This is a genomic window from Streptomyces roseolilacinus, assembly GCF_014649335.1.
Lineage (GTDB): Bacteria > Actinomycetota > Actinomycetes > Streptomycetales > Streptomycetaceae > Streptomyces > Streptomyces roseolilacinus.
In genome coordinates this window covers 51,134-65,098 of record NZ_BMSV01000011.1, presented here as the reverse complement: position 1 = coordinate 65,098, position 13,965 = coordinate 51,134, and the positions used below count along the sequence as shown (strand labels likewise).

The window sequence follows — 13,965 nt, the reverse complement described above, 5'->3', positions numbered from 1 at the left end:
GGGGCGCCCTGTCGAGCGTACCCAGCCCCTCGTACAGTGCGGGACATGAGCGATCGCACGGTGGTGCTGCATGTGAAGGGGCGGGTGCTCGTCGGCCCGGAGGACGTGCGCGACGACCTGTGGGTGGTGGGCGGCCGGGTCACCTACACCCGGCCCACCGGACCCCTCGCGGCCGACGTCCGCACGGTGAGCGGCTGGGCCCTGCCCGGCCTGGTCGACGCGCACTGCCACGTCGGCCTCGACGCGCACGGCGCCGTGGACGCCGCGACCAGCGAGAAGCAGGCCCTGACCGACCGGGACGCGGGCGCGCTCCTGCTGCGCGACGCCGGGTCCGCCGCCGACACCCGGTGGATCGACGACCGCGAGGACCTGCCGAAGATCATCCGTGCGGGCCGGCACATCGCCCGCACCCGCCGCTACATCCGCAACTACGCCCACGAGATCGAACCCGCCGACCTGGTCGCGTACGTGGCGCGCGAGGCCCGGCGCGGCGACGGCTGGGTGAAGCTCGTCGGCGACTGGATCGACCGCGACGCGGGCGACCTCACCGCCTGCTGGCCGCGCGCCGAGGTGGAGGCGGCCATCGCGGAGGCCCATCGGCTCGGCGCCCGCGTCACCGCCCACTGCTTCGCCGAGGACTCCCTGCGCGACCTGGTCGAGGCGGGCATCGACTGCGTGGAGCACGCCACCGGCCTCACCGAGGACACGATCCCGCTGTTCGCGGAGCGCGGGGTGGCGATCGTGCCGACGCTGGTCAACATCGCCACCTTCCCGCACCTCGCCGCCGGCGGGGAGGCGAAGTTCCCGCGCTGGGCGGACCACATGCGCCGGCTGCACGAGCGCCGCTACGACACGGTCCGCGCGGCCTACGACGCCGGCGTCCCGGTCTTCGTCGGCACCGACGCGGGCGGCTCCCTCGCGCACGGCCTGGTGGCGTCCGAGGTGGCCGAGCTGGTCAAGGCCGGCATCCCCGCACGGGACGCGCTGTCCGCGACGACCTGGGGCGCCCGTGCCTGGCTGGGGCGCCCCGCCCTGGAGGAGGGCGCCCCGGCGGACCTGGTCGTCTACGACGAGGACCCCCGCGCCGACGTCCGCGTCCTGGCGGCGCCCCGGCGGGTGGTCCTCGACGGCCGCGTCGTCCTCTGAGGCCCGGCGGGCCCGCCGCGCCCGGCGGGGGCCCGCGGCGGCTCAGCGGCCGAGGAACGCCAGCCGCGCCCGCTTCTCCACGAGGTGGACCTCCGGGAGCACGACCTCCGGGAGGACCACCTCGGGGCCGAGCTCGAAGCCGCTGCGCTCCAGCAGCGCCACGGCCTTCCCGTTCGCCGCGTCCGGCTCCGCCACGATCCGCTCGTGGGTGCTCAGGCAGTACGCGACGAGCGCCTCCAGCAGGTGCGCGGAGAAGCCGCGCTCGGGCGCGGCGGCGGGCGCGAGCAGCAGGTGGACGCCGATGTCGCCGGGCCGCACCTCGTAACACTCGGAGACGCGGTCGGCCGCCGGGTCGTACGTCTGGAACAGCGCGACCGGCACGCCGTCGCGGTACGCCAGGTACGCGTGGTGGGTGGTGAGGGAGTCCAGGTGCGCGTAGATCCCCCGCACCTCCTCGGGGCCCGCGTCCCGCATGCCCCAGAACCGGGCGCGGTCCTCGCTCACCCAGGAGTGCAGCAGCGGGGCGTCCCGGTCGGGGTCGACGGGGACGAGGCGGACCGTGCCGAAGCCCTCGACGACGTGCTCGTACACGGCGGGGCGCGGGTCGGTGCTGGTGGTCATGCGGGGTGCTCCTTGCTGAGCCGGTTCCAGTCGGTGATCACGGGGGCGAGCTCGCCGCGCAGCCACAGCGGCAGCTGGTCGCGCTCGTGCGGGTCGCCGGGCACGCCCGACGCGCCGAACGGCACGATCCACCGGCTGTCCTCGCGGCGGGCCAGGTCCCACACGTAGCGGGCGGCCGGGCCGCGCGCGCTGAGGTCGGTGACGCCGGGCACGCTCGACGTGGACAGGACGCAGTCGTGGTCGCCGTCCAGGGCCGGCCGCAGCGCCTCGTCCCCGTCCGGCAGCGCCGCCCACGGCGCGAGCCGGTGCGTGGCGCCCCACGGCTCGTCCGGCGGCGCGGCGGCGACCTCCTCCAGGGCGTCCCGCACGGCGGCCTCCCGGTCGGCGGGGGGCACGGGTCCGGAGGTCAGCAGCGTCTCCAGCGCGTACGCGACGCGCGGCACGAGCGCCAGCCACGGCCGGAACAGCTCCGGGTAGGCGGGGAGGTCGGCCAGCGGCGCGAACACCGGGTGCGCCGCGATCCGGCGCACGACACCGCCGCGCACGGCGGCGTACAGCGCGGCGTCCAGGCTGTCGGCGGCCATGCGCCGGTTCCAGCACAGCAGCCGGTCGCGCAGCGCCGCCGCGGCCGGGGAGATCCCGTCCAGGCGGGAGGCGAGGGCCAGCAGCGGGCGCGCCGAGGCGAGCCGGGTGTCGGTGTGGACGGCGGCCATGCCGGACGCCGTCCACTCCTTCGACGCCTCCAGGAGGCGGGCGATGCGGTCGGCCCGGTGCGGCGGCGCGAACTCGACGCCCAGCGGCGTCGCGAGCCCGCGCGCGTTCGCCATGACCGCGATGCCGTCGACGGGGGCGCGGGGCAGCGGTTCGTGGTGCCCGCGCCACTCGTGCGCCGGTTCCCACGCCGGTACGACCCGCAGCATGTTGGCCCGGGGCCGCAGGGGGACGTGGCCGGCGACCCGGTGGAGCGTGCCCCCCTCGGTGTCGGCGGCCTGCACGACGTTCACGGGCTCGACCCACCGGTCGAAGGCCCGGTCGACGTCGCCGGCCGTCCGCGCGGCGAGCAGCGCGGGCAGCGCCGCGAACCCCAGCTCGCCGGTGACGCGGGGCGGGTGGCGCAGGCTGATCGCGCCGCCCTCGCCGTCGTCCGGGACGACGACCGGGCCGCGGTCGGTCTCGACGACCTCGACGGTGACCGGTTCGGCGCCCTTCACCTCGACGGTCTCGGTGTGGGCGCGGGCGGGCCGCCAGCCGTCCGGCCCGAGCGCCTCCGGGGTCCCGTCGGCGCGGCGCCGCAGCTTCTCGCGGTAGAGGTCCTGGTAGTCGGCCATGGCGTTGGTGATGGCCCAGGCGGCCGTGCCGGTGTGGCCGAAGTGCGCGAGGCCGGGGACGCCGGGCACGGCGAGGCCGACCACGTCGTACTCGGGGCAGGCGAGCCGGATCTGCTGGTAGACGCCGGGCGCCTCGATGAACCGGTGCGGGTCGCCCGCCAGGAGGGCGGCGCCGGTGGCGGTCCGGTCGGCGTCGACCAGCCAGCCGTTGCTGCCGGAGGTGCCGGGGCCGTCCGTCGCGAACAGCTCGGTCGCCTCGTCGCCCAGGGTGCGGGCGACGTGCTCGCGCCACAGCTTGGTCGGGAAGCCGGCGAAGAGGATGTGCGTCGACAGCCAGACGCCCAGCGGCACCCAGGGCTCCCAGGTGCCCGGTTCGAGGCCGGTGGCCGCGAACTCGCGGCTGCGGCGGGCGCCTTCGTCGAGGCCCGCGTTCACCCCGTCCGTGTACGCCGTGACCCAGGCGCGGGTCGGGGCGTCCAGCCGGTCGAGGCAGCGCCGGGCGGTGTCGGCGAGCCGGACGCGGCGGGCGAAGACGTCCCACTCGACGGAGTCCGGGCCGAGGAAGGCGGCCGTCGTGCCCTGGGCGCGGTGCCGTTCGACCTCCAGCTGCCACGCCCGGTCGCGGGCCGTGGTGCGGCCCTGCGCGTAGGCGAGTTCACGCGGGTCGTCGGCGCGCAGATGCGGGATGCCCCAAGGGTCCCGGTAGACCTCGATGCTCACTCTTGTCCTGATCTCTTTAGGTAAGGCTGCCCTAACTTAAGCTACGGGCGCCGGAGGCGCAATCCGGCGGGGGTCGAATCGAATGCGTGACCCAAAACTCCCCTTTGGGGTGAACTCACTTCGGGTGCAGGCGTGTTCACCCTCCGTGCGCCAGGATTCCGGTGTCCCGGGTCGCCACCGCACGCCTGTCCCTACGGGCGGGTGTTCGGCGACCCCTGTCTTCCCGTGGGGGTCCCACCACCGTGAACAGCACCACCTTCCGCGCCCGCGCGACCGCCGTGGCCGCGACCGCCGCGGCGACGGCCGCCCTGGCCGCCGCCACGGCACCGGCGGCGAGCGCCGAGCCCGCCGCCCCCCAGGCCCCGGCCGCCCACGCCGTGGTCCTGCGGACCGGCCTGGACGTCTCGCTCCTCGACGGCGGCGTCCGCGTCCCCGTGAACGCCGTCCTCAACGAGGTGCGGGCCCCGGCCTCGGCCGACCGGACCGCGCTCACCGTCCGCCTGGACGGCGTCGACCGGGGCAGGCCCGTACGCCTGCTGCACGCCGACGCGGCGTCGGCCGGGGCCACCGCGGACGGGCGGCGCGCGGAGGGCTCCGCGAACCTCGTCCGGGCCCGCGTCCACCTCCCCGGCATGCCCCTGCTGTCGCTCGTCGAACTCGAACAGGTCACCGCCCGCGCGGTCTGCGAGACGGGCGCCCGGCCCACCGCCGAGGCGAACCTGCTCGGCGCGGTGACCGTCCTCGGCAAGCGGGTCACGGTGACGCCCGGCGAACGCAGCACGGTCCGCGTCCCGAACGTCGGCGAGGTCACCCTGGACCTGTCCCACCGCACGACCACGTCCACGACGGCGGCGGCCACGGCCCTCCGGCTGAGGGTCGCCGTGAACCCGCTGAACCTGAACGTCGCGAAGGTCGAGGGCACGGTGACCCTCGCCGAGGCCGGCTGCACGGCACCGGAAGCCGCCTCGTCGTCCCCCGCCCCGACCCCGGCGTCCCCGGCCCCCGACCCGTCCCCGGCCGGCGCGGCGGCGCCGCCCCGGGCGTCCGGCGGCGACCTGGCCGAGACGGGCGGCGACTCCCGCACGCCCTACGTCGCCGGCGCCGCGGTGCTCCTCCTGGCGGCGGGGGCGGCGACCGTGAGGCTCACCCGCCGCGCCCGTTCCTGACGCCCCGCCGGGCCGGGGCCCCTCCCACCGCGGGAGGGGCCCCGGCCCCCGGTCACGACCGGCTGCAGCCGGCCATGACCAGGGCCTGGTCCAGGGCCTGGAGGAATCGATTCGTCGTCACCCGGTCCCGCACCGCCAGCCGCAGCCACTGCGGCCCCAGCCCCGGGAAGGTGTCACCGCGCCGCGCCGCGAACCCCAGCGCCCGCAGCCGCTCCCGGACCACGTCCGCCCCCTCCACCCGGATCAGGACGAACGGCCCCTCCGCGGCCTCCACGGCCCGTACCTCGTCGAACTCCGCCAGCCCGGCCAGCAGATGGGCCCGCTCGACGGCCACCCGCCGCGCCGCCTCCTCCGCCTCCTCCAGCGCCTCCCGCGACATGCACGCCTCGGCCGCCACCAGCGCCGGCGTCGACACCGGCCACAGCGGCTGCACGCGCTCCAGCGCCGCCACGGTGTCCGGCGCCGCCAGCACGTACCCGATCCGCAGCCCCGCGAGCCCCCACGTCTTCGTCAGGCTCCGCAGCACCACCAGCCCCGGCACGTCCGCCCGCCCGGCCAGCGCCTCCCGCTCGCCCGGCACGGCGTCCATGAACGCCTCGTCCACGACCAGGGTCCGCCCCGGCCGCGCCAGCGCCGTGAGCGTCGCCCCGGGGTGCAGGACCGACGTGGGGTTCGTCGGGTTGCCGACCACCACCAGGTCCGCGTCCTCGGGCACCCGCGCCGGGTCCAGCCGGAAGCCGTCCTCCTCGCGCAGCACCACCCGGCGCACCTGGTGCCCCGCGTCCCGCAGCGCCGCCTCCGGCTCCGTGAACTGGGGGTGCACCACCACCGGCCGCCGCACCGGCAACGCCCGTGCCAGCAGCACGAACGCCTCCGCCGCGCCCGCCGTCAGCAGCACCCGCCGCGCGGGCAGCCCGTGCCGCTCGGCGACCGCCGCGCGTGCCGCCCGCCCGTCGGGGTAGGCGGCCAGCCCCGAGAGGGACTCCATGAGCCGCTCCCGCAGCCACGCGGGCGGGGTGTTCGTGCGGACGTTGACCGCGAGGTCGGTCAGCTTCTCGTCCCGGACCTCCACGTCGCCGTGGTGCCGCAGGTCGTACGCGTCCGCGTCGCGGGGGCCGGGGAACGGTCTGTCGCTGTCTGTGTGGGTATACATGGCCGCCAGCCGGGGTGGGGGACAGTGGGGGGTGGTGGCGGGCCGACGGCATCGGCGGCCCACCGGGTGGCTCTCGGTGCCGGACGGGGGATCCGGCGCGGGGATCAGCGGTTCAACGCCGCGTCCGTAACTCGAACACCGCGTCCCCACGGGTGTACCCCCGCCCCCCGGCGGGCAACCGCCCGGCCCCGTACGCCACCGCCACCGCGCAGGTCACACGCGCCGCCCCGCAGGGGGACTTCCGCTTCGGCACGAGCAGCCCGCTCCCCGCCGGACCGCACCCCCCGTACCGCGCCGCCTCCACCAGGGCCGCGGCCTCCGCCACCGAGGGCGTGCCCACCGCCGCCAGCGCTGCCCCCGAGGGACGGGGCACCGCGACGCGGGCCAGCACGTCGGCCGGGTGGGCGCGCAGCGGTACGCCGAGCAGGGATGCGGCCTCCACCAGGCCCGGCTCACCGGCCTTCGCCGCCACCGTCGCCAGCGCCACCACCTCCCGTGGCCCCCGGCCCGCCTCCCGCAGGACCGCGGCGACCAGGTCGCACACCTCCCGCGCGCTCACCCCGCGCCGGGCGCCCACGCCCACCACCAGGCTCACGGCCGGCAGTGCCCGACGAACCGCCGCGCCGTCTGCGGCACGGCCGCCCAGTGCGTGTGCACGTAACTCGCGTGCACCCCGCCCCGGACGAAGCCCTCCACGCGCCGCTCCGGCTGCCGCAGCCCCCACGCCGGGTTCGCCCCGGCGCCCGGCTCGATCACCGTGCGGTGGAACTCGTGGCCCCGCAGCCGCGTCCCGGCCGCCGCCACCGGGCTGTCGCTCACCGCGACCGCGTCCCGGTACCCCAGCGTCAGCCGCTCCGACATCCGCGCGTCCGCGTCCAGCACCCCGCACATCGGCCGCCCGTCCAGCGAACGCGCCAGGTACAGCAGGCCCGCGCACTCCGCCGCGACCGGGGCACCCGACCGCGCCAGCGCGGACACCGCGTCCCGCAGGGACGCGTTCGCGGACAGCTCCGGCGCGTACACCTCCGGGAAACCGCCGCCGACCACCAGGCCGCGCGTCCCCTCCGGCAGCTTCTCGTCGCGCAGCGGATCGAACGCCACCACCTCGGCACCCGCCGCCGCCAGCAACTCGGCGTGCTCCGCGTACGAGAACGTGAACGCCGCCCCGCCGGCCACCGCCACCACCGGCCGCGCCCCGGCCGCCGGCTCCGCGGCGCCCGCGCGCAGCAGGGCGGCCTCGGCCGACCAGGGCTCCGCGTGCAGCGGCGGCGCCGAACGGGCCAGCGCCAGCAGCGCGTCCAGGTCGCAGCCCTGCCGCACCTGCTCCGCCTGCGCCCGCACGGCGTCCACGGCCTGGGCCCGCCGCTCCGCGACCGGCACCAGGCCCAGGTGCCGCGACGGCGTCGAGACGGCCGGCGCCCGCCGCAGCACGCCCAGCACGGGCACGCCGGACTCGCCCAGCGCCTCCCGCAGCAGGTGCTCGTGCCGGTCGGTGGCGACCTTGTTGAGGATCACCCCGCCGATCCGCACCTGCGGGTCCCACGACGCGAACCCGTGCACCAGCGCCGCCACCGACCGCGACTGCGACGAGGCGTCCACGACCAGCACCACCGGCGCCCGCAGCAGCTTCGCCACCTGCGCCGTCGACGCCAGCTCGCCCTGGTCGGCGGCGCCGTCGTACAACCCCATCACGCCCTCGACGACGGCCAGGTCGCAGCCGCGCGCGCCGTGCGCGAACAGCGGCGCCACCAGGTTCGTACCGCACATGAACGCGTCGAGGTTCCGCCCGGGGCGGCCCGTTGCCAGCGCGTGGTAGCCCGGATCGATGTAGTCGGGGCCCACCTTGTGCGGCGACACCGCCAGACCACGGCCGGCGAACGCGGCCATCAGCCCCGTCGCGACCGTGGTCTTGCCCGCGCCGGAGGACGGCGCGGCGATGACGAGACGTGCTACCACTCGATGCCCCGCTGGCCCTTCTGACCGGCGTCCATCGGGTGCTTCACCTTGGACATGTCGGTCACCAGGTCGGCGAAGTCCAGCAGTTCCTGCGGCGCGTTCCGGCCGGTGACCACCACGTGCTGCGTGCCGGGCCGGTTGCGCAGCACCTCGATCACCTCGGCGGTGTCCACCCACCCCCAGTGCAGCGGGTAGGCGAACTCGTCCAGCACGTAGAACCGGTACGTCTCCGCGGCCAGGTCGCGCTTGACCTGCTCCCAGCCCTCCCGCGCCTTGTCCTCGTTGGACTGCTCGCCGTCCTTCGGGTCGCGCTGGATCCACGACCAGCCCTCGCCCATCTTGTGCCAGGCGACCGTGCCGCCCTCGCCGGTCGCGCCGAGCGCCTTGAGCGCGTTCTCCTCACCGACCTTCCACTTCGCCGACTTGACGAACTGGAACACCCCGATCGGCCAGCCCTGGTTCCAGGCGCGCAGCGCCATCCCGAACGCGGCGGTCGACTTGCCCTTGCCCACACCCGTGTGGACCATCACCAGCGGGCGGTTGCGGCGCTGGCGGGTGGTGAGACCGTCGTCCGGAACGACGGTCGGCTGTCCCTGCGGCACTATGCTGCCCTCCTCGTAGTACGAACATCCTTGACCAGCCCGGCGATCGCGTCCGCGCGCAACTCGTCCAGCGTCACGGCCGTACCGCCCAGATCCCGTGCGAGCCCCGCGGCCAGACCGAGCCGCACGGGCCCGGTCTCGCAGTCCACGACGACCGACGCCGTCCCCTCCGCCGCGTGCAGCCCCGCCGCCCGCGCGACCAGCCGCAGCGGCTGCGGGCCCCCGGTCGCCCGGCCGTCCGTCACCACGACGAGCAGCGGACGCCGCGCCGGGTCCCGCAGCCGCTCCACCCGCAGCACGTCGTGCGCCTTCACCAGGCCCGCCGCCAGCGGCGTGCGGCCCCCGGTCGGCAGCCGCTCCAGCCGCGTGGCCGCCGCGTCCACCGACGAGGTGGGCGGCAGCACCAGCTCCGCGTCCCGCCCCCGGAAGGTCACCAGGCCCACCTTGTCCCGCCGCTGGTACGCGTCGAGGAGCAGCGACAGCACGGCGCCCTTCACCGCGCCCATGCGCTGCCGGGCCGCCATCGACCCCGAGGCGTCCACCACGAACAGCACCAGGTTCCCCTCGCGCCCCTCCCGCACCGCCTGGCGCAGGTCGTCGGGGCGGACGACGAACCCGGGGCCCGACCGGCCGCGCGCCCGCTGGTGCGGGGCGGCCGCCTGCACGGTGGCCGTCAGGTGCAGCTTCGTCAGGGCGCCGTGCGGGCGGCGCGCCCCGGTGGTGCGGCCGTGCTCGGTACGCGCCCGGGAGCGGCGCCCGGCGGCGCCGTCGCCGACCCCGGGGACGGTCAGCACCTTCGTGCGGAACGGCTCGGCCGCGGCGACCGGCGACTGCTCGCGGGCCGGGGCCGGGCCGGCGCCGGGGGAGGGGGCCGCCTCCGGCCGCTCCCCGGACGGCTCCGGCGCGCCCGCCCGTGGGCCGGGCTCCTGCGCCTGCGGCGGAACGCCCCCGCCGCCACCGGGACCGCCGCCGTCCCCGTCCGGGCCGCCGTCGTCGCCGTCACCGCCGTCACCGTCGGGGCCCTGCGGGTCCGGGTCCGGCCCGTCGTCCCCGCCGAACTCCTCCAGCGTCTCGTCCAGTTTGTCCTCGTCGAGGCCCGGCGCGTCGAAGGGCGACCGCCGCCGCCGGTGCGGCAGCGCCAGCAGCGCGGCCTGCCGCACGTCGTCGACCGTCACCCCGGTGCGCCCCGCCCAGGCGGCGAGCGCCGTCGCGGTCCGCGCCATCACGATGTCCGCGCGCATGCCGTCCACCTCGAACGCCGCGCACGTCGCCGCGATCTGCCGCAGCGCGTCGTCCCCGAGCCGCACCTGCGGCAGCAGCGCCCGCGCGGCCGCGATCCGCTCCCGCAGCGCGGCCTCCTCGCCGGCCCAGCGCGCCGCGAAGCCGGCCGGGTCGTCGTCGTACGCGAGGCGCCGGCGCACCACCTCCACCCGCTGCTCCGGGTCCCGGGACGCGGCGACCTCCACGGTCAGCCCGAAGCGGTCCAGCAACTGCGGCCGCAGCTCGCCCTCCTCGGGGTTCATCGTCCCGACGAGCAGGAACCGGGCGGCGTGCCGCACCGAGACGCCCTCGCGCTCGACGTGGGAGGCGCCCATAGCGGCGGCGTCCAGCAGGTGGTCGACGAGGAAGTCGCCGAGCAGGTTGACCTCGTCGACGTAGAGGATGCCCCGGTGCGCCTGCGCGAGCAGCCCCGGCTCGAACGCCTTCACCCCCTCGGCGAGGGCCCGTTCGATGTCCAGCGACCCGACGAGCCGGTCCTCCGAGGCGCCGACGGGCAGTTCCACCATCCGCGCGGGCCGCGGCACCCCGGCACCGGCCTCGTGCGGTCCGTCCGGGCAGTCCGGGTCGGGCGCGGCGGGGTCGCAGCTGAACCGGCAGCCCGGCACGACCGGCACCTCCGGCAGCAGCTCGGCGAGCGCGCGCACGGCGGTGCTCTTCGCCGTGCCCTTCTCGCCGCGCACCAGGACGCCGCCGACCGCCGGACTGACGGCGTTCAAGAGCAGCGCCAGGCGCAGGTCGTCCATCCCCACCACGGCGGTGAACGGGTAGCGGGTGCTCATCAGCTGATCGCTCCTTCGAGTGGCTTCCGGCCGGACCGCAGGTGTGCCGCCGTGGCACGGCACGGGCAAGTGCCCGTGCTCCCCGCCCGCGCGGGGGTCGAGGGGGCGTTCACGGCGCCCCCGGCGCGACGAACGGCAGCCCGCCCGGCGGGCCGGACTCGATGAGCTTCCACAGCGCGTCCGTGTCCGCGTGCTCCTCGATCAGGTCCCCGAGCCGGTCCAGCTGCTCCTCCCGCAGCACGCCGAACGACGTGTCGGGCGCCGGGACGAAGCGCCGCCCGGCCGCCGCGGCGACCTCCCGCAGGAACGCCCGCCGGAAACCGTCGCTCTCCAGCGAGCCGTGCCAGTGCGTCCCCCACACGGCCCCCACCCGGCAGCCGTCGAGGAAGGGCTCGCCACCCAGCACCTCGGCGACCCCGTGGTGGATCTCGTACCCCTCGACCCGCTCGCCGAGCGCCTCGCCGACCGGCCGCGCGAGGGTCTTGTCGGGGGCGAACCGCACCCGCACCGGCAGCAGCCCGAGCGCCTCCACGGCCCCGGCCCGCGACTCCACGTCGTCCTCGATGTGCTCGCCGAGCGCCTGGAAGCCGCCGCAGACGCCCAGCACCGGCCGCCCCTCGGCGGCGCGCCGGACCAGCGCGTCGGCCAGTCCCCGCTCCCGCAGCCACTGCAGCGCCCGCACCGTGCCGCGGGTGCCCGGCACGACCGCCAGGTCCGCGTCGGCCAGCTCCTCGGGCCGGTCCACGAAGCGGACGACGACGCCCGGTTCGGCGGCCAGCGCGTCCACGTCCGTGAAGTTCGACATCAGCGGTACGGCGCACACCGCGACCCGCAGCACGTCCTCGCCGACCGGCGGCGCCACCACCGACTCGCGGACGGCGCCGCGCAGCGAGACGCGCAGCCCGTCCTCCTCGTCGATGCCGAGCCCGTGCGCGTACGGCAGCACGCCGAACGTCCGCCGGCCCGTCAGGTCGTACAGCATGTCGAGGCCCGGCTCCAGCAGCGTCACGTCGCCGCGGAACTTGTTCACCAGGTACCCCGCGACGAGCGCCTGGTCCTCGGGCGAGAGCAGCGCCGTCGTGCCGAAGAACTGGGCGAACACCCCGCCCCGGTCGATGTCGCCGACCACCAGGACGGGGAAGCCCGCGGCCCGCGCGATGCCCATGTTCACGATGTCGTTGCGCCGCAGGTTGATCTCGGCGGGGCTGCCGGCGCCCTCGCAGATCACCGCGTCGTGCGTGGCCCGCAGCTCCTCCAGGCACTCCACGACCGTGCCGAGCAGCGCCTGCTGCCGGCCCCCGTGGTAGCCGCGGGCGCTCAGCTCGCCGACCGGCTTGCCCATCAGCACGACCTGGCTGGACCGGTCGCTGCCCGGCTTCAGCAGCACCGGGTTCATCAGCGCGCTCGGCTCGACGCGGGCGGCCTGCGCCTGCATCGCCTGCGCCCGCCCGATCTCCGCGCCCTCGCGCGTCACGAACGAGTTGAGGGACATGTTCTGCCCCTTGAACGGCGCGACCCGCACGCCCTGCCGGACCAGCCAGCGGCAGATCCCGGCCGTCACCACGCTCTTGCCCGCGTCGGACGTCGTCCCCGCGACCAGCAGTCCCCCGCTCACGCGCCCCTCCGCTTCCACGCCCCGTACAGCAGCCGCCCGCCCGCGCAGACGGCCAGCGCCAGTCCTCCGACGCGGCGCGACAGCCGCACCGCCCGTTCGACGTCCGCCACCTCGACGGCCCGCCCCCCGCCGTTGAGGACCGGCCGGTGCTCGACCCGCCCCCCGTACGACAGGGTGCCCCCGAGCCGTACGCCCAGGGCGCCCGCGAACGCCGCCTCGACGGGGCCCGCGTTGGGCGACGGGTGCTTGCGCGCGTCCGCCCGCCAGGCCCGTACGGCCCCCCGCGGGTCACCGCCCGCGACGACCGCGAGCGCGGCCGTCAGCCGGGCCCCGGGGGCGCCGGCCACGTCGTCGAGCCGCGCCGAGGCCCAGCCGAACCGGAGGTGGCGCGGGGACCTGTGGCCGACCATCGCGTCCAGCGTGTTGACCGCCCGGAAGGCGACCAGGCCCGGCACGCCGCCGAGCGCGCCCCACACGAGGGCGCCGACCACCGCGTCGGAGGTGTTCTCGGCGACGGACTCCACCACGGCCCGCGCGATGCCCGGCCCGTCCAGGGCCTGCGGGTCGCGCCCGCACAGGTGCGGCAGCCGCTCGCGGGCCGCCTCCACGTCGCCGGCGGCCAGCGCGCCGCCGATCGCCCGGGCCTCCCGGCCCAGGGACGTCCCGCCGACGACGGCCCACACCGTGGCGGCGGTCAGCGCGACGGACGCGGCGCCCCGACCCCGGACGGCCCGTGCGGCGAGCGCGGCGGCCGTGGCGGCGCCTCCGGCGCACACGGCGGTGTGGAGCGCGCCCCAGCCGCGGTGGTCGCGCCACAGCGCGCGTTCGACGGCGCCCGCGGCCCGCCCGAAGGCGGCCACGGGGTGGCCGCGGCGGGGGTCCGCGAAGATCAGGTCGCCGAGGAGCCCGGCGGTGGCGCCGTACGCGAAGACTCGATCGTCCCGCATCGGCTCAGCAGCCCGGTGCGCCGGATCGGCCACGGGTCCGCGAGCCGGGGCTCGGGGTTCTCGACGGGGGGAGGGGAACGCAGCCGGGCATGCGCAATGTCCTCACTCAGGGTCCGCGCCCTGGCTCGACGTGACCGGCGGTGAGAGTTCCTGGCTCCCGGGCGCCCCGCGACGGCGTGTCGCGCGGAGCCCGGTGACAGTGGCGGGACCGCGCCGGATTCGCACCGGGCTTCCTCTCCTGCCGCCGTAGATGGCCTGGGCAGTCCACCACGGCCCGCGAAGGCCCGTCAACTCACCCTTGACCTGCGGCGGAGCGGTGTGCCGCGCCCCACAGGGCGGCCGCGGGAGGACCGTACGACGACGGCCGGGCCGGCCGTACCGCGGGGTACGACCGGCCCGGCCGGATGCTTCGGCCCTGCTCAGGCCACGATCAGGTAGATCCCGTACGCGACGGCCGCGGCGCACAGCGCGAAGCAGGCGTACGCGCCGGTGCGGGCCAGGGCGGCGGAACCGCCCTGGGCGGAGGCCCGCTCCTGCCGGGAGAGGCCCACCAGGCCGAGGGTGAACAGGCCGACGAGTGCGACGGTGGTGACGAGGCCCACGCCGAAGACGGAGCCGAGGGCTGCCCAGTCGATGTCCATAGCGTCTTTC

At 77.0% G+C, this 13,965-nt stretch carries 12 protein-coding genes and 1 riboswitch; of the genes, 2 read left to right on the top strand and 10 right to left on the bottom strand.

From position 1 onward, the window contains the following. Positions 1-45 precede the first annotated feature (45 nt). A complete protein-coding gene (locus IE106_RS24265) occupies positions 46-1,146 on the top strand; it encodes an amidohydrolase family protein (RefSeq protein WP_189537324.1) in 1,101 nt (366 codons plus the stop codon). 42 nt (positions 1,147-1,188) lie between these two features. On the opposite strand, the gene IE106_RS24260 is transcribed toward IE106_RS24265, so the two are convergent. Continuing rightward, positions 1,189-1,767: a GNAT family N-acetyltransferase gene (locus tag IE106_RS24260; protein WP_189537323.1), complete on the bottom strand. Its 579-nt coding sequence runs from the start codon at positions 1,765-1,767 to the stop codon at positions 1,189-1,191. Further along, on the bottom strand, positions 1,764-3,815 hold the full coding sequence (locus IE106_RS24255) for a penicillin acylase family protein (RefSeq protein ID WP_189537322.1): 2,052 nt from the start codon (positions 3,813-3,815) through the stop codon (positions 1,764-1,766). Before IE106_RS24255 ends, IE106_RS24260 begins: the two co-directional genes overlap by 4 nt. Before the next feature lie 242 nt (positions 3,816-4,057). On the opposite strand from IE106_RS24255, the gene IE106_RS24250 reads away from it, so the two are divergent. Next, entirely contained in the window at positions 4,058-4,981 is a 924-nt protein-coding gene (locus IE106_RS24250) for an SCO1860 family LAETG-anchored protein (protein WP_189537321.1), read from the top strand. A gap of 52 nt (positions 4,982-5,033) precedes the next feature. On the opposite strand, the gene cobC is transcribed toward IE106_RS24250, so the two are convergent. The 8 genes from cobC to IE106_RS24210 all read right to left on the bottom strand — a co-directional run bounded on the left by cobC (position 5,034) and on the right by IE106_RS24210 (position 13,955). Next, complete coding sequence (gene cobC / locus IE106_RS31040) at positions 5,034-6,134, bottom strand: Rv2231c family histidinol phosphate aminotransferase CobC (RefSeq protein WP_189537320.1); 1,101 nt, start codon at positions 6,132-6,134, stop codon at positions 5,034-5,036. A gap of 112 nt (positions 6,135-6,246) precedes the next feature. Continuing rightward, complete coding sequence (locus tag IE106_RS31035) at positions 6,247-6,729, bottom strand: cobalamin biosynthesis protein (protein WP_189537319.1); 483 nt, start codon at positions 6,727-6,729, stop codon at positions 6,247-6,249. After that, positions 6,726-8,090, bottom strand: a complete 1,365-nt coding sequence (locus tag IE106_RS24235) for a cobyrinic acid a,c-diamide synthase CobB (RefSeq protein ID WP_189537318.1) — start codon at positions 8,088-8,090, stop codon at positions 6,726-6,728. The genes IE106_RS31035 and IE106_RS24235 overlap by 4 nt, the downstream gene beginning before the upstream one ends. Continuing rightward, positions 8,084-8,692: a cob(I)yrinic acid a,c-diamide adenosyltransferase gene (cobO, locus tag IE106_RS24230; RefSeq protein ID WP_189537317.1), complete on the bottom strand. Its 609-nt coding sequence runs from the start codon at positions 8,690-8,692 to the stop codon at positions 8,084-8,086. Before cobO ends, IE106_RS24235 begins: the two co-directional genes overlap by 7 nt. After that, the gene (locus tag IE106_RS24225) at positions 8,692-10,752 is read right to left on the bottom strand and encodes a putative cobaltochelatase (RefSeq protein WP_189537316.1); all 2,061 of its coding nucleotides are present in this window, start codon (positions 10,750-10,752) and stop codon (positions 8,692-8,694) included. Before IE106_RS24225 ends, cobO begins: the two co-directional genes overlap by 1 nt. Before the next feature lie 109 nt (positions 10,753-10,861). Further along, positions 10,862-12,367 (bottom strand): cobyric acid synthase, encoded by a 1,506-nt coding sequence (locus IE106_RS24220; RefSeq protein WP_189537315.1) that lies wholly within the window; start codon positions 12,365-12,367, stop codon positions 10,862-10,864. Next, a complete protein-coding gene (locus IE106_RS24215; protein ID WP_189537314.1) occupies positions 12,364-13,314 on the bottom strand; it encodes a cobalamin biosynthesis protein in 951 nt (316 codons plus the stop codon). The genes IE106_RS24220 and IE106_RS24215 overlap by 4 nt, the downstream gene beginning before the upstream one ends. Before the next feature lie 145 nt (positions 13,315-13,459). Beyond that, a riboswitch (cobalamin riboswitch) is annotated at positions 13,460-13,549 on the bottom strand. 184 nt (positions 13,550-13,733) lie between these two features. Continuing rightward, positions 13,734-13,955, bottom strand: coding sequence for a hypothetical protein (locus IE106_RS24210; RefSeq protein ID WP_189537313.1), 222 nt, complete (start codon positions 13,953-13,955; stop codon positions 13,734-13,736). Positions 13,956-13,965: the final 10 nt, after the last annotated feature.